The sequence below is a fragment of the Azovibrio restrictus DSM 23866 genome (assembly GCF_000429665.1).
GTDB lineage: Bacteria > Pseudomonadota > Gammaproteobacteria > Burkholderiales > Rhodocyclaceae > Azovibrio > Azovibrio restrictus.
In genome coordinates, this window is record NZ_AUCH01000003.1 from 194,417 (window position 1) to 210,910 (window position 16,494).

General features: G+C 67.8%; 16 protein-coding genes, 1 other RNA gene and 1 riboswitch. Of the genes, 8 read left to right on the forward strand and 9 right to left on the reverse strand.

From position 1 onward, the window contains the following. Positions 1 to 26: 26 nt before the first annotated feature. The 4 genes from G474_RS0104595 to G474_RS0104610 all read right to left on the reverse strand — a co-directional run bounded on the left by G474_RS0104595 (position 27) and on the right by G474_RS0104610 (position 3,774). Positions 27 to 1,691: a cation acetate symporter gene (locus G474_RS0104595; protein ID WP_026685952.1), complete on the reverse strand. Its 1,665-nt coding sequence runs from the start codon at positions 1,689 to 1,691 to the stop codon at positions 27 to 29. Beyond that, positions 1,691 to 2,011, reverse strand: coding sequence for a DUF485 domain-containing protein (locus G474_RS0104600; protein WP_026685953.1), 321 nt, complete (start codon positions 2,009 to 2,011; stop codon positions 1,691 to 1,693). The genes G474_RS0104595 and G474_RS0104600 overlap by 1 nt, the downstream gene beginning before the upstream one ends. 155 nt (positions 2,012 to 2,166) lie before the next feature. After that, positions 2,167 to 2,751, reverse strand: coding sequence for a hypothetical protein (locus G474_RS21865; RefSeq protein ID WP_051281847.1), 585 nt, complete (start codon positions 2,749 to 2,751; stop codon positions 2,167 to 2,169). Between the two features lie 219 nt (positions 2,752 to 2,970). Continuing rightward, positions 2,971 to 3,774: a sulfite exporter TauE/SafE family protein gene (locus G474_RS0104610; RefSeq protein WP_026685954.1), complete on the reverse strand. Its 804-nt coding sequence runs from the start codon at positions 3,772 to 3,774 to the stop codon at positions 2,971 to 2,973. Positions 3,775 to 3,904: 130 nt separating this feature from the next. On the opposite strand from G474_RS0104610, the gene G474_RS21870 reads away from it, so the two are divergent. Next, positions 3,905 to 4,990 carry a hypothetical protein gene (locus tag G474_RS21870; RefSeq protein ID WP_051281849.1) on the forward strand — a complete coding sequence of 362 codons (1,086 nt, stop codon included), beginning with the start codon at positions 3,905 to 3,907 and terminating at the stop codon, positions 4,988 to 4,990. A gap of 56 nt (positions 4,991 to 5,046) precedes the next feature. Here G474_RS21870 and ssrS read toward each other — a convergent pair. From ssrS to G474_RS0104625, 3 genes are all read right to left on the reverse strand, one after another. Then, positions 5,047 to 5,229, reverse strand: a non-coding RNA gene (gene ssrS, locus G474_RS22405) — 6S RNA. A 34-nt stretch (positions 5,230 to 5,263) separates the two neighbouring features. Then, positions 5,264 to 5,581, reverse strand: coding sequence for a cell division protein ZapA (locus G474_RS0104620; protein WP_026685955.1), 318 nt, complete (start codon positions 5,579 to 5,581; stop codon positions 5,264 to 5,266). A gap of 2 nt (positions 5,582 to 5,583) precedes the next feature. Beyond that, positions 5,584 to 5,781 (reverse strand): hypothetical protein, encoded by a 198-nt coding sequence (locus tag G474_RS0104625; protein ID WP_026685956.1) that lies wholly within the window; start codon positions 5,779 to 5,781, stop codon positions 5,584 to 5,586. 137 nt (positions 5,782 to 5,918) lie between these two features. Continuing rightward, a riboswitch (cobalamin riboswitch) is annotated at positions 5,919 to 6,127 on the forward strand. Positions 6,128 to 6,234: 107 nt separating this feature from the next. Between G474_RS0104625 and G474_RS0104630 the strand changes: the two genes are divergently transcribed. From G474_RS0104630 to G474_RS0104660, 7 genes are read left to right on the forward strand one after another with little or no spacing between them, the layout of a single operon-like run. Beyond that, positions 6,235 to 8,091, forward strand: coding sequence for a TonB-dependent receptor domain-containing protein (locus G474_RS0104630; protein WP_026685957.1), 1,857 nt, complete (start codon positions 6,235 to 6,237; stop codon positions 8,089 to 8,091). Between the two features lie 9 nt (positions 8,092 to 8,100). Next, positions 8,101 to 9,084 (forward strand): FecCD family ABC transporter permease, encoded by a 984-nt coding sequence (locus G474_RS0104635; protein WP_026685958.1) that lies wholly within the window; start codon positions 8,101 to 8,103, stop codon positions 9,082 to 9,084. Beyond that, the gene (locus G474_RS0104640; RefSeq protein ID WP_026685959.1) at positions 9,081 to 9,848 is read left to right on the forward strand and encodes an ABC transporter ATP-binding protein; all 768 of its coding nucleotides are present in this window, start codon (positions 9,081 to 9,083) and stop codon (positions 9,846 to 9,848) included. Before G474_RS0104635 ends, G474_RS0104640 begins: the two co-directional genes overlap by 4 nt. Position 9,849: 1 nt before the next feature. Beyond that, positions 9,850 to 10,668 (forward strand): ABC transporter substrate-binding protein, encoded by an 819-nt coding sequence (locus tag G474_RS0104645; RefSeq protein WP_051281851.1) that lies wholly within the window; start codon positions 9,850 to 9,852, stop codon positions 10,666 to 10,668. Beyond that, positions 10,665 to 11,261, forward strand: a complete 597-nt coding sequence (gene cobO / locus G474_RS0104650; RefSeq protein WP_026685961.1) for a cob(I)yrinic acid a,c-diamide adenosyltransferase — start codon at positions 10,665 to 10,667, stop codon at positions 11,259 to 11,261. Before G474_RS0104645 ends, cobO begins: the two co-directional genes overlap by 4 nt. Continuing rightward, positions 11,261 to 12,547, forward strand: coding sequence for a cobyrinic acid a,c-diamide synthase CobB (locus G474_RS0104655; RefSeq protein ID WP_026685962.1), 1,287 nt, complete (start codon positions 11,261 to 11,263; stop codon positions 12,545 to 12,547). The genes cobO and G474_RS0104655 overlap by 1 nt, the downstream gene beginning before the upstream one ends. Before the next feature lie 31 nt (positions 12,548 to 12,578). Continuing rightward, a complete protein-coding gene (locus tag G474_RS0104660; protein WP_026685963.1) occupies positions 12,579 to 13,124 on the forward strand; it encodes a DUF4136 domain-containing protein in 546 nt (181 codons plus the stop codon). Here G474_RS0104660 and G474_RS19550 read toward each other — a convergent pair. Together G474_RS19550 and G474_RS0104670 are read right to left on the reverse strand one after the other, a co-directional pair. Then, the gene (locus G474_RS19550) at positions 13,106 to 15,586 is read right to left on the reverse strand and encodes a sensor domain-containing protein (RefSeq protein ID WP_169729492.1); all 2,481 of its coding nucleotides are present in this window, start codon (positions 15,584 to 15,586) and stop codon (positions 13,106 to 13,108) included. The two genes, G474_RS0104660 and G474_RS19550, sit on opposite strands and share 19 nt — an antisense overlap. A 98-nt stretch (positions 15,587 to 15,684) precedes the next feature. Continuing rightward, positions 15,685 to 16,494, reverse strand: coding sequence for an inositol monophosphatase family protein (locus G474_RS0104670; RefSeq protein ID WP_026685964.1), 810 nt, complete (start codon positions 16,492 to 16,494; stop codon positions 15,685 to 15,687).

Sequence of the window (16,494 nt, forward strand, 5' to 3'; positions counted from 1 at the left end):
GGGTTTTTTCTGGCATTGAACCGAAATCAGTGGGCCGCTGCGCCTGCCGCACCGTAGCCGGTCTGGGCCCGGACGAACTGATCCTCGAAGGCTTCCATCTCGGCCTGAGCCTGGGCGCTGCCATCCATCTTGGACACCAGCCAGGCGGCCAGGAAGGCCATGGGCATGGCGAAGATGGCGGGCTGTTCATAGGGGAACAGGGGCGCAGGGTTGCCCAGCACGTTCACCCATACGGACTTGGAACACACCACCAGCAGCACGGCGGAAATCAGGCCCGCATAACCGCCGGCCAGCGCGCCCTTGGTGGTCAGCCCCTTCCAGTACATGGACAGGATCAGCACCGGGAAATTGGCGGCGGCGGCGATACCGAAGGCCAGACCCACCATGAAGGCCACGTTCTGCTTTTCGAACAGGATGCCCAGGCCGATGGCGACAATGCCCAGGCCGATGGTGGCGATCTTGGAAACCCGCATTTCCGAGGCTTCGGTGGCACTGCCCTTCTTGATCACCCGGGCGTACAGGTCATGGGAGATGGCGGACGCACCCGCCAGGGCCAGACCGGACACCACGGCCAGAATGGTGGCGAAGGCCACGGCCGCCAGGAAGCCGAGCAGCATGTTGCCGCCCACGGCCTTGGCCAGGTGCATCACCACCATGTTGCCGCCGCCGATCAGCTTGCCACCCACGACGCCACCCTCGAAGAACTCGGGGTTCTGGCCCACGATCAGGATGGCAGCCAGGCCCATCAGGAAGATCACGTTGAAGAAGTAACCCACGAAACCGGAAGCGTAGAGCACGGACTTGCGCGCCTCCTTGGCGTCGGTCACGGTGAAGAAACGCATCAGGATGTGAGGCAGGCCGGCGGTGCCGAACATCAGGCCCATGCACAGGGAAATGGCCGTCACCGGATCGGAGAGCAGGTTGCCCGGGGTCATCAGGCTGAAGCCCTTGGCATGCAGCTCCGTGGCTCGTGCCACCAGCTTGGTGTAGGAGAAATCAAACTGGGACAGGGCCAGCAGCATCACCAGGGTGCCGCCGAACAGCAGCATGCAGGCCTTGATGATCTGCACCCAGGTGGTGGCGATCATGCCGCCAAAAGTCACGTACACCATCATCAGGGCGCCCACGGCGATCACGGCGATGTTGTAGTCGAGGCCGAACAGCAGCTTGATCAGCTGGCCGGCCCCCACCATCTGGGCGATCAGGTAGAAGCACACCACGGTCAGGGAGGACACGGCCGCCATGGTCCGCACCTTGCCCTGGTTGAGGCGGTAGGCGGTGATGTCGGCGAAGGTGAACTTGCCCAGGTTGCGCAGCCGGTCAGCCATCAGGAACAGGATGCAGGGCCAGCCCACGAAGAAGGCCAGCATGTACAGGTAACCGTCATAGCCCTGGGTGTAGGTCATGGCCGTCAGGCCCAGCAGGGTGGCAGCGGACATGTAGTCGCCGGCAATGGCCAGACCGTTCTGGAAGCCGGTGATGCCGCCGCCGGCCGTATAGAAGTCGGCAGCCGACTTGGTCCGGCTCGCGGCCCAGTAGGTGATCCCCATGGTCATGGCCACGAACACCAGGAACATGGCGATGGCGTGCATGTTGAGGGGCTGTTTTTCGGCGGCGCCTTCCATGGCGGGACCCGCATGGGCCAGACCGGAGAGCAGCAGCAGGGACAGGGTCGTCAGGAGATGGCGCATCACTGGCTCTCCTTCCAGGCAGCCTGGACCACGTCCTGGGAAATGTTGTCGAATTCCCCGTTGGCACGGTGCACGTACATGGCGGTCATCAGCCAGAAGCAGATGAACATCAGCAGCCCGAAGACGATGCCGACGGTCCACATGGACCCTTCGGCCACCGGCTGGCCAATCAGCTTGGGATTGAAGGCAACGACCATCACGAAACCGTAGAACACCAGCACCACGATGGCGGAAAGGGCCCAGGAATAGCGGCTGCGGCGCGCCACCAGTTCCTGGAATTTGGGATTCTCACGAATCCGCGCGTAAACGGAACTACTCATTGGCTGAACTCCCTATAGTTTTCCGGCCGGTAGGCCGGCTCCTCTCTATCAGCCGTGCGCACCCCATATGCGCGCAAGGCGTGCATATTATATCTTATATAAGAATTTTTAATTCATAATTATTAAAGAACTTTCCCTATCTTGAATTTTCTCGCTCACCAGACCCAGGCCCGAACCTGGTGTTCCAGACGCCCTCCATCCCCCAGTTCACGCCCTGCGGCCAGCCGCCAGGACCACTGCTCCCCCGGCGCCCCCAGCCGTTCCAGCCAGGAGGAGTAGTCCATCACCTCCAGGATTCCGGCCGGCCCCAGATGCTCCTGGCGCCCATCCGCCAGCAGGCACCCCCGGGGCGCCAGCCGCCGGAGCCAATCCAGGTGCCCGCTCAGCAGGCCATCCTGCCAGGCCAGCAGACGGAACTCATCCAGCGCCGGACAGAGGCGTTCGGCCCAGGCCAGAGGCAACAGAGGTAATTGTGAGAACAGATTCACGGAGGCCACCCAGTCCACCGGCGGCAGCCCGGGCAGCCCCGGCGGCAGGGCAAAGACAGTCGCCAGATCGGCCAGGGAGGCCGATCGCCCCAGACCATGCAGCGCCGGCACCAGACCGGTCACATCCCCTTCGAGCAGATGCACATGAGGATAGGCACGGACCCGCTGGCGTACCTCGGGCAGATGCACCATATCCACCAGGAGCAGGGTATCGAAACGCCCGGCCAGCGCCGCCAGGGGCACGTCCAGCAACAGGCCGGAGCCGAGGACCAGCCCCGTGCCGCCACCAGGACCCGCAGCCCGACAAAGGAGATCCTGGCTACGCGCCAGGTGTGGCGCCCAGTCAGACGCACAGCGGCGGGCCCGGTGGCGCAGGGCGATGGCCTCGCGCAGGTACCCCAGGCGTCGAGCCTCAGGCAGGCAGGGCGTGGTCAGCCAGGCAAGAAGTTCGGACAGCAGGACACACCTCCGTCAGGAGGCCAGAAGCCCCCACAGCATTTTCAGGGCCAGGAGCAGCAGGACGGCAGCGAAAATCCTTTTCAACTGCCGCACCGGCAGGCGGTGCGCCAGGCGGGCCCCCAGGGGCGCCGTCAGCACGCTGGCCGCCACCAGCCCCACCAGGGCGGGAAGATACACGAAGCCCAGGCTGTGCTGGGGCAGGCCGGCCACATGCCAGCCATTGAAGATGTAGCCGGCAGCCCCGCCGAAGGCGATGGGAAAACCGATGGCCGCCGAGGTCCCGATGGCATGCTGCATGCGCACATTGCACCAGGCCATGAAGGGCACGGACAGCACCCCGCCACCGATGGCCACCAGACAGGAAAAAGCCCCTATGCCCAGCCCCACCAGCCCGGTACCCAAGGCCCCCGGCATCTCGCGGCTGGGCTTGGGCTTGAAGCCGACGATCATCTGCACCGCCACATAGAAGATGAACACGGTGAACAGCACCGCCAGCCAGGCAGCCGGAATGCGGCTTGCCAGCTCCGTGCCCAACAGGGTGCCGAGCAGGATGCCCGGCGTGATCCGGGCCACGATGGGCCACTGCACCGCCCCATGCTGATGATGGGCCCGTACGCTGGCTATGGAGGTGAACAGGATGGCCGCCATGGAGGTCCCCAGGGCCAGGTGCATCACCTCCCCGGCAGGAAACTGCTGGGCGGAAAAGACCATGACCAGCAGGGGCACCATCACCGACCCTCCGCCTATGCCGAGCAGACCGGCAAAAAAACCCGCGAAGGCGCCCAGCACCAGATACAGCAACCACCATTCCGTCATGGAAAATCCACCCATACGCGCCGCCCCGGGCCAGCCGCGGCGGCAAAGGGCGCATCTTAACAAGATCGGCCCCGCCCCTGGAACGAAGCTTGCGTCAAAGCCGTTCCATCGCACGCCCGGGGAGACTCCCATGAAAATCGAATCCAGCCAGATCCTGATGCAAATGGAACATCAGGCCGAACAGCAGTCCAGCGCCATCAGCCTGGTCCTGCCCAACGGGCCCGGCAACAGCTTTGCCGAGCTGTTTGCCTACCTGCGCACCCGCTCGGGCAGCGGCAGCCCCGCGGACCAGCCCCAGGACACGGAAAGCCCGGGAGATGCCCCGGGACTGCTCATGGCAAACATTGCCGGCGCCCGTCAGCTGCAGGTCAACGCCACGCCCCAGCAGAGCCGCCTGCTGCGGTTGGTGGAAGAACTGCTGGCCGCCCTGGAAGCCTTGCTGCTCCAGGTGGGCCGACATCAATCAACAGGCGAGGAGCCCCTGGCGGAACAGCTCGGCGCCGCCAGCGCCGAGGCCGCCGGAACGACGGGGGAAAACCGGGGTGGCCAACCCGCCTGGACCCGGATCACCCTGTCCCAGCAACAGGAAAGCGAAAGCCTCTGCTTTGCCAGCCAGGGCTGCGTAAGGACGGCCGAGGGCCGGGAAGTCAGCTTCCAGGTCAACTTCAGCATGGCGCGGGAAACCCGGAGCACGACGCTGGAATGGGAAAGCGGCGGCCTTTCCCGTCTGGTGGATCCCCTGGTGCTGAACTTTCCCGGCCTGGCTGCCGAACTGAGCGGCCAGCGCATCGCCTTCGACCTGAGCGGTGCCGGGCTGCAGGAAAGCCTGCCTTTGCTGACCGGGGCCAGCGGCTACGTGGCCTTCGACCGGAACGGGGACGGCCGCATCAACGATGGCAGGGAACTGTTCGGCGCCCAATCCGGGGACGGCTTTGCCGACCTGGCCGCCCTGGACACGGACGGCAATGGCTGGCTGGACGAAGGGGACGACAGCTTTGGCCAGCTGCTGCTCTGGCGCCCGAACCCGGAGGGCAAGGGGGAACTGCTGCAGCTCGCGGAACTGGGGATAGGCGCCCTGGCGCTCCAGTCCATTGCCACCCCCTTCTGCTTCAAGGACGAGCAGGGAGGGACCCAGGCGGTCCTGCGCCGCAGCGGCATCTGGCTCGGTGAAAACGGCGGTGCCGGCAGTCTGCAGCACCTGGATGTGGCCGTCTGAGCACGGCAAACAGCAGAAAAGCCAAAGGGCGACCGAAGTCGCCCTTTGGCTTTGATTTGGCCCCCGCGAGTGCCGTCAGGCCGGCATCCTGAACCTAGGGTCCAGAATGGCCACGTCCCAGCTGAATCAGGTGCGACTGCATACGAGTCGCTCACAACATCAACCTAACGGTTCGCAGCCGATGCCACGCAAGCATTGGTTCAAGGAATGTAGGGCCTTAACCAACACCGCAGGGGACACGAGGCGGACGGGTTGCACACCTTCCGGCAGGGCTCAGATATCGAGTTCCTGCTGGTCCAGCAAGGCGTTCAGCCGTGTGTCCATGGCTTCGATTCTACGCTTTACCCCGGAGCTGTCAAAGCTCATTTCTGCCCCCTTGGTGGCACTCAGATGCTCGTGGGCAATATTCAGCGCAGCCATCACCGCCACCCGCTCGGGTACCGTGTTCTTGGTCTTGTGGGCGATGTCCTGCATCTTGTCATCGACCATCCGCACCGCCGCCAGGAGGGCTTCCTGCTCCCCCGGGGGACAGGCCACCCGGTACTCGCGCCCGAGAATCTTCACATCGAGAAAGCTGGCTTCGCCGCTCATCTTCACTCATCCTCCGGGAGCTGGCCCATCAGGGCTTCCACCCGGGCCCGGGCGGCATCCATGTTGAGCCGCAGCTGGTCCCGCTCGGCCTCGACCGCAGCCAGCCGCTGCCGCAGGGCGCCATTGTCGGATTGCAGCCGCCCCACCAGGGCGACCACCTTTTCCACCTTGCCAGCAAGGGCTTCAAGTTCCATTTCCATGGCGCGCACTATAGAGGCTGAATCCACGCCGGGTCAAGGAGTAAGCACATGTTTTGAAGGTGATTTATCGACTCCGGCAAAGCCCCCGCAGCCGCGCCGCCCCGACCTTCGTGATACACTGCCGGCCGCCGCCCTCCGGGGCGGCTTTCGCATCAGGTGCTGCCGGCATTACCCTGCCGGCGGTTAAACGGGAAAGCGGTGCGTGCCTCTCCAGGCACCAAGCCGCTGCTGCCCCCGCAACGGTAAGCAAGTGCGGGTCCGTCTTCACGCCACTGGGCCTTGGGCCTGGGAAGGCGACGGATCAAGACTTGCAAGCCCGGATACCGGCCTCGAGGCGAACCCTTGGAAGTACCGCGGGGTGGCGGTGCCGGAAACCGTTTCCGCCCTCCCCGGACTTCCCTGTGCCAATCGTTGTTCCGGCCTGCGGGGACGCAGGTCCGAACGGGAGTCTCCATGTCCTTCAAGCAAAAGCCCCTGGCAGCGGCCCTGTGCCTGCTCGCCCTTCCCCTCAGCCCCGTGTCCGCCCAGGAAGACGAACGGAGCACCGAGGCCATCGTGGTTACCGCCAACCGCCAACCCACCCGCAGCAACGACCTGCTCTCCGACGTGAGCGTCATCGAGCGCAAGGAAATCGAGGCCGCCGGCCCCAATGCCAGCATCACCGACCTGCTGGCCCGCCAGCCCGGCCTGGAGATCAAGACTGACGGGGGTCCGGGCGCCAACTCCGCCGTGTACATCCGGGGCAGCAACGTGGGCCACACCCTGGTGCTGGTGGATGGCCTGCGGGTCGGCTCCGCCACCCTGGGAGCCGGCAACTGGAGCTACCTGCCCCTGCAGCAGGTGGAGCGGATCGAGATCCTGCGGGGCGCCGCCTCCTCCCTGTATGGTTCCGACGCCATCGGCGGGGTGGTGCAGATCTTCACCCGCAAGGGCGCCGGCCCCCTGCGTTTCAACGGGGAACTGGGCTACGGCAGCCACCGGACCAGCAGCGTCAGCGCCGGCCTGTCCGGCGGCCAGCAGGGCTGGAGTTACAGCCTGCAGGTGGGCAGCACCCAGGGACGCGGCTTTTCCGCCATCGAAAACCGGGACAACAGCGCCTACAACCCCGACCGGGACGGCCACCGCAACACTAGCGCCAGCGGCCGGCTGGCCTACGCCTACGCTCAGGGGCAGGAGCTGGGCCTGACCTTCCTGCACGCCCGGGGCTGGAATGAATACGACAGCGGCGGCCCCTGGTCCACGCCCCCGGGCGCCGACTACCGCCAGGACCAGCGCCTCTCGGCTTTCAGCCTCTACAGCCGCAACCAGCTGCACGAGCGCTGGACCAGCACCCTGCGCCTGGGGCAGAGCAGCGACGACGCCCGCCAGTTCATGGATGACGAGCGGACTGGCAAGATCCGCACCGACCAGACCCAGTACCAGTGGCAGAACGACATCCGCCTGCCCCTGGGGACCGCCTTGCTGGCCCTGGAACGGCTGGAGGAAAAGGTTTCCGGCGACCAGGCCTACGACCGGGAGCGGCGCCACATCAATTCCTTCCTGCTGGGCTGGAACGGTTACCTGGAACAGCACCGGCTGCAGTTCAACCTGCGCCGGGACGACAACTCCCAGTTCGGCGACAAGAACACCGGCTTTGCCGCCTACGGCTACCAGTTCACCCCGGCCCTGCGTGGCAGCGTCTCCTACGGCACCTCCTTCAAGGCCCCCAGCTTCAACGACCTGTACTGGCCCGGCTCCGGCAATCCGGATCTGAAGCCCGAAACCGGCAAGAACAAGGAAGTGGCCCTGCATTACGAGCAGGGGGGCCAGCACCTGTCGGCCACCCTGTATCGCAATGACGTGAAGAACCTGATTGCCTGGGCCCCGGAATTCCCGGGCAGCTGGAACTGGATTCCCCAGAACGTCAACAGCGCCCGCCTCCAGGGCCTGACCCTGGCCTACGAAGGCCAGCTCCAGGGCTTTGACCTGAAGGCCAGCGCCGACTTCCAGGACCCCCGCGACACGGACCTGGACAAGGTGCTGCGCTACCGTTCCCGGCGCCACGCCAGTCTGGCCGTGGGCCGCAGCCACGGCCCCCTGGACTGGACGGTGGAATGGCAGGCCAGCGGCAAGCGCTTCCAGGACGTGAACAACACCCAGTCCCTGGGCGGCTATGCCCTGGTGAACCTCCAGGCCAGCTACCGCCTGGCCCGGGACTGGGCCCTGTTTGCCCGGGCCAACAACATCTTCGACCGGGATTACGTCCTCAACCAGGACTACGCCACCGACGGGGCCAACTTCTTCTTCGGCGTCCGCTACGCGCCCCGTTAAGTCCCTGCCATGCCCAACCGCCGCCGCGCCCTGTTCGTCCTCGCCATCCTCCTGGGACTGGCGGGCCTGAGCCTGGGGGCGGCGCTGCTGGCCGGATCGGTAGCCACCGGCCCGGCAGAACTCCTGTCCCTGCTGGGCGGGGAACCCTCCCTGGCGGCCGAGGTGGTGCTGCAGCTGCGCCTGCCCCGGGCCCTGGCCGGCTTCGCCTGCGGCGGCCTGCTGGCCCTGGCCGGAGCCCTGATGCAGGTGCTGCTCCGGAACCCCCTGGCTGACCCCTACGTGCTGGGTATCTCCGGCGGCGCCGGGGTCGGCGCCCTGGCCGCCATCCTGCTCGGCCTCTCCGGCCTGGGGCTGGACGCCTTCGCCTTCTGTGGTGCCCTGGGCGCCCTGCTGCTGGTGTTCGGCCTGGCCCACGGGGATGGCAGCTGGACCCAGACCCGGCTGCTCCTCACCGGGGTCATCGTCGCCGCCGGCTGCGGCGCCCTGGTGGCCCTGATGCTCTCCATCGCCCCGGAATCCAAGCTGCGCGGCATGCTGTTCTGGCTCATGGGGGACCTCTCCCAGGCCGGCACCCCCTGGCCGACCCTGGGCTTCCTGGCCCTGGCCCTGCTGCTCTCGCTGCCCTATGCCCGGGAACTGAACCTGCTGGCCCGGGGCGCCGAAAGCGCCCAGACCCTGGGAGTGGCCGTGGGCCGGCTGCGGGGGCTGGTGTATTTCATCGCCGCCCTGGCCACGGCGGCGGCCGTCACCAGCGCCGGTTCCATCGGCTTCATCGGCCTGGTGGTGCCGCACCTGGTGCGGCTCGCCATCGGCAACGACCAGCGCCTGCTGCTGCCCGCCTCGGTGCTGGCCGGCGGCACCCTGCTCATGGCCGCCGACACCCTGGCCCGCACCATCATCGCCCCGGAACAGCTGCCGGTGGGCGTGCTCACCGCCCTGCTCGGGGTGCCCATCTTCCTGTTCCTGCTCTCCCGCACCGGGGGCCGCCCATGAGCCCCCTGCTCACGGCCCGGGAACTGGTGGTCCGCATCGGCGCCCAGGCCGTGTGCTGCGGCCTGGACCTGAGCCTGGCCGCCGGGGAAACCCTGGTGATACTGGGCAAGAACGGGGCCGGCAAATCCACCCTGCTCGCCACCCTGGCGGGCCTGCGCCCGCCCCTGGCCGGGGAAGTGCTGCTGCAGCAGCAGAACTACGCCGCCCATGGCCCCCGGGCGGCCGCCCGGCTGCGGGGCTGGCTGGGCCAGCACCGGGGCGACCCTTTCGCCACCACGGTCCTGGAAACCGCCCTCGCCGGCCGCCATCCGCACCTGGGCCGCTGGCAGTGGGAAGGCCCGGAAGACGCCCGCATCGCCCGCCAGGCCCTGCTGGACCTGGGTCTGCACGGCCTGGAGGAACGCGACGTGCAGACCCTCTCCGGCGGCGAACGCCAGCGCCTGGCCATCGCCACCCTGCTCACCCAGGAAGCGCCCCTGATGCTCCTGGACGAACCCTTGACCCACCTGGACCTGAACCACCAGATCGCCGTCCTGGACCTCCTGGCCCGCCGCACCCGGGCCGGCGCCGGCCTGATCTCCGTGCTGCACGACCCGGGCCTGGCCTGGCGCTACGCCGACCGGGTGCTGCTGATCTACGGGGACGGCCACACGGACCTGGGGCCCGCCGACGCACTACTCACCCCGGAACGGCTGCAACGGCTCTACGGCCATCCCCTGGCCCGGGTGGAGCAGGATGGCCGGGTGGCGTTCATCCCCTGCTGAAATGATGCGCTTCCTCCTCTTCCTCTGCTGGGTCCTGCTGGCCCAGAGCGCCCAGGCTGCCCCCGACTGCCCGCGCATCGTCAGCCAGTCCCCCTACCTGACCCTGGCCCTGGAGTGGCTGGGCCGGGGCCATTGCATCGTCGGGGTCTCCCGCTACGACCGGCAACGGCCGCGGCTGCCCCGCACTGGCGGGGTCATGGACCCGGACGGGGCCGCCATTGCCGCCCTGAAACCGGACCTGATCGTGACTTCCGACTGGACCTCCAGCACCACTCTGGAAAGCGTCACCCCGCCCGGCGCCCGGGCCCTGCGCCTGGACGGCTTCGGTTCCCTGACCGAAGTGGAAACCCTGCTCGCCACCCTGGCCCGGGAAAGCCGGGCCCCCGGCGCCCGGCAGAAACTGCGGGACTTCTCCCGCCGCTGGCGGCAGCTGGCCGCCCAGGTGCGGGGCAACGGGCGCCGGGTGCTGCTGGTTTCCGCCTGTTCCGGCAGCCCCTATTCCTTCGGCCGCCAGCATCTGGTCGGCGACATCTTCGCCCAGGCCGGGTTTACGGTCGTCGAAACCGCGCCCCGCATCCGCCACCTGCGCCCCGGGGAGGAAATCACCGACCTGGACACCCTGGTGGCCAGGACCAGGCCGGACATCCTGGTCTCCTTCACCCCCCAGTCCGCCGACCACTGCAGCATGATCTCCCCGGACCTGCCGGCCCGCATCGTCGGTCTCCAGGGGGACGACTTCTTCCACCCGGGCCCCGGCGTGCTGAAGGCCTATGCCCAGATGCGCGAACAGCTGGGCCCCACCCAGGAGCAGCAGCCATGAGCAAGGACGAACGGCACCAGAATCGCATGGTGCGCAAAAAGGAAATCATCGACCAGAAGATCGCCGCCGCCAGTGACGAGCGGGGGGTGCTGCTGGTCAATACCGGCAACGGCAAGGGCAAGTCCTCCGCCGCCTTCGGCCTGGTGGCCCGGGCCCTGGGCCACGGCCTGAAAGTGGCCGTGGTGCAGTTCGTCAAGGGCCGCTCCGACACCGGCGAGGAAGCCTTCTTCCGGGCCCAGCCCGGCGTCAGCTGGCACGTCTGCGGCGAAGGCTTCACCTGGGAAACCCAGGACGACGGCCGGGACCAGGCCGCCGCCGCAGCCGCCTGGCGGATTGTCCTGGAACACCTCAGCAATCCGGCCATCGGCCTCCTGGTGCTGGACGAATTCACCTACGCCCTCAAATACCGCTGGCTGGAAACAGAGCCGGTGCTGGCCGCCTTCGCCGCCCGGCCGATTCACCAGCACCTGGTCGTCACCGGCCGGGGCGCACCACCGGAACTCGTCGCCCTGGCCGACACGGTGACCGAGATGGGCGTGGTCAAACACGCCTTCCAGGCCGGCCTGAAAGCCATGCCCGGCATGGAGTGGTAATGCCCGCCTGCCCCGCCCTCTTCATCGCCGCCCCGGCTTCCGGCCAGGGCAAGACCACGGTCACCGCGGCCCTGGCCCGCTATCACGCCCGCCAGGGCCGGCGGGTGCAGGTGTTCAAGTGCGGCCCGGACTTCCTCGATCCCATGATCCACGCTGCCGCCAGCGGCCGGCCCTGTTACAACCTGGACCTGGGCATGTGCGGCGAGGCGGACGCGGCCTGGCGCCTGGCCCGGGCCGCGGCGGAAAGCGACCTGATCCTGGTGGAAGGGGTGATGGGCCTCTTCGACGGTCAGCCTTCCGGAGCCGACATCGCCTGCCGTTTCGGCATCCCGGTGCTGGCCATGATCGCCGCCGACGCCATGGCCCAGACCTTTGGCGCCGTGGCCCACGGCCTGGCCACCTACCGGCCCGGTCTGCCCTTTGCCGGGGTGCTGGCCAACCGGGTGGGCAGCCCCCGGCACGGGCAGATGCTGCGCGACAGCCTGCCCGAGGACATGGGCTGGTACGGGGCCCTGCCCCGGGATGCCGCCGCCAGCCTGCCGGAGCGGCACCTGGGCCTGTTCCAGGCCGCCGAGATCGCCGACCTGACCCAGCGCCTGGACCGGATGGCCGACGCCCTGGCCGCCACAGGGGCCGTGGACCTGCCGCCCGCCGTGGATTTCCCCCCGCTACCGGAACCGGCAATCCCGCCCCTGCTGGCCGGCAAGACGATCGCCATCGCCCGGGATGCGGCCTACGGCTTCATCTACCCGGCCAACCTGGATACCCTGCAGGCGCTGGGCGCCGAGCTGCGCTTCTTCTCCCCCCTGGCCGGCGACCCGCTGCCCGAGTGCGACGCCCTCTGGCTGCCCGGCGGCTATCCGGAGCTGCATGGGGCCAGCCTGTCCCGCCAGGGGCAGTTCTGGGCGGCCCTGAAGCAGCACGTGGCCGCCGGCAAACCCCTGCTGGCCGAGTGCGGCGGCATGATGGGCCTGTTCGAGGAACTGGTGGACAAGGAAGGCCAGCGTCACCCCATGGGCGGCCTGCTCCCCGGCCGCACCCTGATGCAGGCCCGGCTCGCGGCCCTGGGCACCCAGGCGGCGGAATTTCCCGAGGGCCGGATCAGCGGCCACACCTTCCACTATTCCCGCTGCGAAACCGCCCTGCCCCCGACCCTGTACGCCCAGCGCCCGGATGGCAGCCCGGGAGAGGCGATTTTCCGCCAGGGCAGTCTGCTGGCGTCCTACCTGCACCTTTACTTCCCCGCCAACCCCCAGGCACTGGCCCGGCTGTTGGGAGCGGTGTAGATTGGCGGACATCCCCCCACAGGAGAATCCCATGCGCGCCCTGTTCATTCTTGCCCTGGCCCTGCTGCTCGGCGGCTGTGCCCCCCTGGCCCCCGATGTCCGCGTCCATAGCAGTCCCGAGGCCGATTTCAGCCGCTACCGGACCTTCGCCTTCTTCGAGCCCCTGGGCACCGACCGGTCCGGCTACAGCTCCATCCTCTCCCAGCACCTGCGCACTTTCACCCGTCAGGCCATGGAAGCCCGGGGCTACCGCTACAACGAGGATCAGCCCGACCTGCTGGTGAATTTCAATGCCCGGGTACGGGACCGGACCGAGGTGCTGAGCATGCCCCACGCCGGCTACTACAGCTACCGGCGCGGCTGGTACGGCCCCTGGGGCGGCTACGACAACACGGTGATCCAGTACCAGGAAGGCACTCTGAACATCGACCTGGTGGATGCCCGCCGGAAGCAGCTGGTGTGGGAAGGGGTGGCCGAAGGCCAGGTGACCGAAGCCTCCCGCAAGGATATCCAGAACACCGTGCGCACCGCCGTGGAGCAGGTGTACAGCCGCTACCCCTACCGGGTTTCCCGCTGAAGGGCCTGGCGCTGGCGTTCCAGGAGGTAGGCCAACGCCGCCTCCGGCGCCAGGGGCCGGGAGAACAGGTAGCCCTGGATTTCGTCGCAGCCATTGCAGGACAGGAGCTCCAGCTGGTCCTCGGTTTCCACCCCCTCGGCGATCACGTTGAGGCCCAGGGAATGGGCCAGAGCGATGGTGCCGAAGGCAATGGCCCGGTCATTCAGGTCGTGCTCGATGTCGGCCACGAAGGAGCGGTCGATCTTCAGGTGATCGATGGGGAAGAGCTTCAGGTAAGCGAGCGACGAATAGCCGGTGCCGAAGTCGTCGATGGCCAGGGTCACACCCATGCGGCGCAGTTCCGTCAGCAGCTGGATGGCTTCCTTGGGCTGTTCCATCACCGCGCTCTCGGTGATTTCCAGTTCCAGCAGCTCGGCGGGCAATCCTGAATCTGCCAGGGCGCTCGCCACGGTCTCGATGAAGTCCCGCTGCTGCAGCTGCCGCGCCGAGAGGTTCACCGCCACCCGGATCGGCGCCAGGCCCGCCGCCAGCCAGGCCTGCATCTGCCGGCAGGCCTCCCGCAGCACCCAGGCGCCGATGCCCACCACCAGCCCCGTTTCCTCGGCGATGGGAATGAAACGGGCCGGGGAGATGGGGCCGTCTGCTTCGGTGGTCCAGCGCAGCAGGGCCTCCACCCCCGTGGGACGGCCGCCCCGGACCGAGAACTGGGGCTGGAAGTGCAGGCTGAACTCGCCCCGGGCCACCGCCTGGCGCAGCTTGCGCTCCAGGGTCAGGCGCTCGGTGGCGGTGCGGTTCATTTCCTCGGCGTAGAACTGGTAGGTGTTCCGGCCCGCCGCCTTGGCGTGATACATGGCCGTATCGGCGTTGCGCATGATGGTCTCCACATCGGCGCCGTCGGCCGGGTAGAGGCTGATGCCGATGGAGGGGCTGGTGTGCAGCTCATGTCCCTCGACCCGGATCGGCTGGGCCAGGGCCTCGATGATCTTGCCCGCCACCAGGGCCGCATCCGGCGCGCCACCCACGTCGGGCAGCAGGATCACGAACTCGTCGCCCCCCAGCCGGGCCACCGTGTCCGACTCCCGCACCGTGGCCGCCAGCCGGCCGGCCACCTCCATCAGCAACTGGTCGCCCACCTGGTGCCCCAGGGTGTCGTTGATGACCTTGAAACGGTCCAGGTCGATGAAGCACAGGGCCAGGTTCCACTGGTAGCGGCGCGCTTCGGGCAGGGCCTGCTCCAGGCGGGCCAGCAGGGAGAGCCGGTTGGGCAGCCCGGTGAGGGGGTCGTGGTGGGCCAGGTGGTTGATGCGGGCTTCGGCCCGCTTGCGTTCGGTGATGTCGGCCAGGATCCAGAGCTGATGCCCGGCGCCGCTGGCTTCGCGGATGCGGGTGATGTCCAGCCACATGGCGTAGTTGAGGCCGTTCTTGCGCTGCCCCGGCACCTCTCCGGCCCAGCGACCGTGCTCGGCCAGGGCCTGGTCGATTTCCGCCTGCTTGTCGTGGCTGCACAGGTGCAGCAGGCTATCGCAGGGATAGCCGAGCATTTCCTCGGCCAGATAGCCGGTGATGGTGGCGAAGGCCGGGTTGGCCGAGAGGATGTTGCCGGCCTCGTCGGCAATCAGGATGCCCACGGGACTGTTGGCGAACACTTTGTCAGCCAGGAGCAGGCGCTCCTCGGTCTGCTTGCGGTCGGTGATGTCCGTGTAGGTGGTGATGAAGCCGGCGACGCTGTTCTCCAGGTGCAGGGGATGCACCTCCAGCAGCTGGGTGCGTCCCGAGGCCCGGCGCCGCTCCCGCCGGTGCGGCTCGAACCGGGCGATCTGGGCCTGGCGCTGCTGCACCAGGGTTGCCGGGTCCCCGGGGCCCAGCTCTCCCCGCCGGGCCGGGATCAGGGTCAGGTCCCCGTGGGCCGCCCCTTCGAAGACCAGCTCCGGCGGCAGTTTCAGGGCCTCGACAAACCCCTGGTTCCAGTAGCGCAGGCGGAATTCCTCGTCAAAAACGCTCACCCCCTGGGGCAGGGAGGCCAGGATGGCTTCCAGATAGGCGGCCTGACGCCGGAAACGGGCCTCGGTCTGCTTGCGCTCGGTGATGTCCTGGGTGGTGCCGCTGGTGCGGATGGGCTTGCCGCTGTGCTCATCCAGGAACACCTGGCCCTGGTTGTGGAAGTAGCGCACCTCGCCGCTGGGCAGGATGACGCGGAAATCCACCTGATGGGGCTCGTGCCGGGCCAGGGAGGCGGCATTGATCTCATGGACCATGGCCCGGTCCTCCGGGTGTATGGCCTGGAGGAACAGGTTGTAGGAAGGCTGGATGGCGCCCGGCTCGTGGCCGAACAGGCGGTAGCACTCGTCGGACCACCACAGGGTGTTGCTGCGCAGGTCCCGCTCCCAGCTGCCGATGCGGGCGATGCGCTGGGCCTCCTGCAGCAGGGCCAGGTGGCGCTCCTTGAATGATTTCTGGACCATTTAGGGCAAGGGCCGGCGCCAGCCAGGGCGCCTGTCTCCGGATGTGGTTTTCTTGTCAGGCCCCATGATAGCCGAGGCCATCAGGAAAACCCGGGTTTTCAGCGGGCGCCGTGCTGGCGCAGCCAGTCCCGCCAGAGGCAGAACAGTTCCGGGTTCAGGGCCGCGATCACCTGGCGCCGCCAGGGGTTGGCCTGATCGAAATCATCCTCCCGGAAGGTGGCGGCACAGCCCCCCGCCTCACGCACCAGCAGGCTGCCCGCCGCATGGTCCCAGAGCCGCTGGCCCCCGTGCAGGACTGCATCCACCCGGCCGGCGGCCAGATAGCACCACTCCAGCACGCTGGAGCCGAAGTTGCGCTGGGAATAGATGGGGGAGGACTGCACCAGGTGGGCCGCCAGTTCCGCCGGCAGCCGCTTGAAATCGACGCAGGCCACGGCCCTGGAAAGCTGGTTGCCGGAAGGACGCAGGGGCAGGGGTTCGCCATTCAGCCAGGCCCCCTGACCTGCCACGGCGGAGAACATCTCCCCGGCCATGGGCAGATAGCTGACCCCCAGGACCGGCTTGCCGCCGCGCAGCAGGGCCACGGAAACGGCAAACTGGGGCAGGCCCACGAGAAAGTTGGTGGTGCCATCGATGGGGTCCATCACCCAGAGGCCCTTGTCACCGGCCTGCCAGGCTTCCCGCTGGGCACTGTCGGACATTTCCTCGCCCAGCATGGGCAGGTGCAGGAGCTGGCCCAGGGCCCGGGTGAGGAATTCCTGGGCGGCGATGTCGGCCTCGGAGAAGGTGGAACCGTCCGCCTTGTGCTGCCGGGCCACCTTGAGGAAGCGGGGCAGGATTTCCGTTTCGGCCACGGCCTTGAGGGCGGCTTCGACGCCGGGCAGGAGCTTGAGCAGGTCAGCCGGCAT

Excerpts from the sequence above, each read along its gene's own strand:
- G474_RS0104595 (WP_026685952.1), bottom strand. The coding sequence starts at position 1,691 with ATGCGCCATCTCCTGACGACCCTGTCCCTGCTGCTGCTCTCCGGTCTG.
- G474_RS0104600 (WP_026685953.1), bottom strand. The coding sequence starts at position 2,011 with ATGAGTAGTTCCGTTTACGCGCGGATTCGTGAGAATCCCAAATTCCAG.
- G474_RS0104610 (WP_026685954.1), bottom strand. The coding sequence starts at position 3,774 with ATGACGGAATGGTGGTTGCTGTATCTGGTGCTGGGCGCCTTCGCGGGT.
- G474_RS21870 (WP_051281849.1), top strand. The coding sequence starts at position 3,905 with ATGAAAATCGAATCCAGCCAGATCCTGATGCAAATGGAACATCAGGCC.
- G474_RS0104620 (WP_026685955.1), bottom strand. The coding sequence starts at position 5,581 with ATGAGCGGCGAAGCCAGCTTTCTCGATGTGAAGATTCTCGGGCGCGAG.
- G474_RS0104625 (WP_026685956.1), bottom strand. The coding sequence starts at position 5,781 with ATGGAAATGGAACTTGAAGCCCTTGCTGGCAAGGTGGAAAAGGTGGTC.
- G474_RS0104630 (WP_026685957.1), top strand. The coding sequence starts at position 6,235 with ATGTCCTTCAAGCAAAAGCCCCTGGCAGCGGCCCTGTGCCTGCTCGCC.
- G474_RS0104635 (WP_026685958.1), top strand. The coding sequence starts at position 8,101 with ATGCCCAACCGCCGCCGCGCCCTGTTCGTCCTCGCCATCCTCCTGGGA.
- G474_RS0104640 (WP_026685959.1), top strand. The coding sequence starts at position 9,081 with ATGAGCCCCCTGCTCACGGCCCGGGAACTGGTGGTCCGCATCGGCGCC.
- G474_RS0104645 (WP_051281851.1), top strand. The coding sequence starts at position 9,850 with ATGATGCGCTTCCTCCTCTTCCTCTGCTGGGTCCTGCTGGCCCAGAGC.
- cobO (WP_026685961.1), top strand. The coding sequence starts at position 10,665 with ATGAGCAAGGACGAACGGCACCAGAATCGCATGGTGCGCAAAAAGGAA.
- G474_RS0104655 (WP_026685962.1), top strand. The coding sequence starts at position 11,261 with ATGCCCGCCTGCCCCGCCCTCTTCATCGCCGCCCCGGCTTCCGGCCAG.
- G474_RS0104660 (WP_026685963.1), top strand. The coding sequence starts at position 12,579 with ATGCGCGCCCTGTTCATTCTTGCCCTGGCCCTGCTGCTCGGCGGCTGT.
- G474_RS19550 (WP_169729492.1), bottom strand. The coding sequence starts at position 15,586 with ATGGTCCAGAAATCATTCAAGGAGCGCCACCTGGCCCTGCTGCAGGAG.
- G474_RS0104670 (WP_026685964.1), bottom strand. The coding sequence starts at position 16,494 with ATGCCGGCTGACCTGCTCAAGCTCCTGCCCGGCGTCGAAGCCGCCCTC.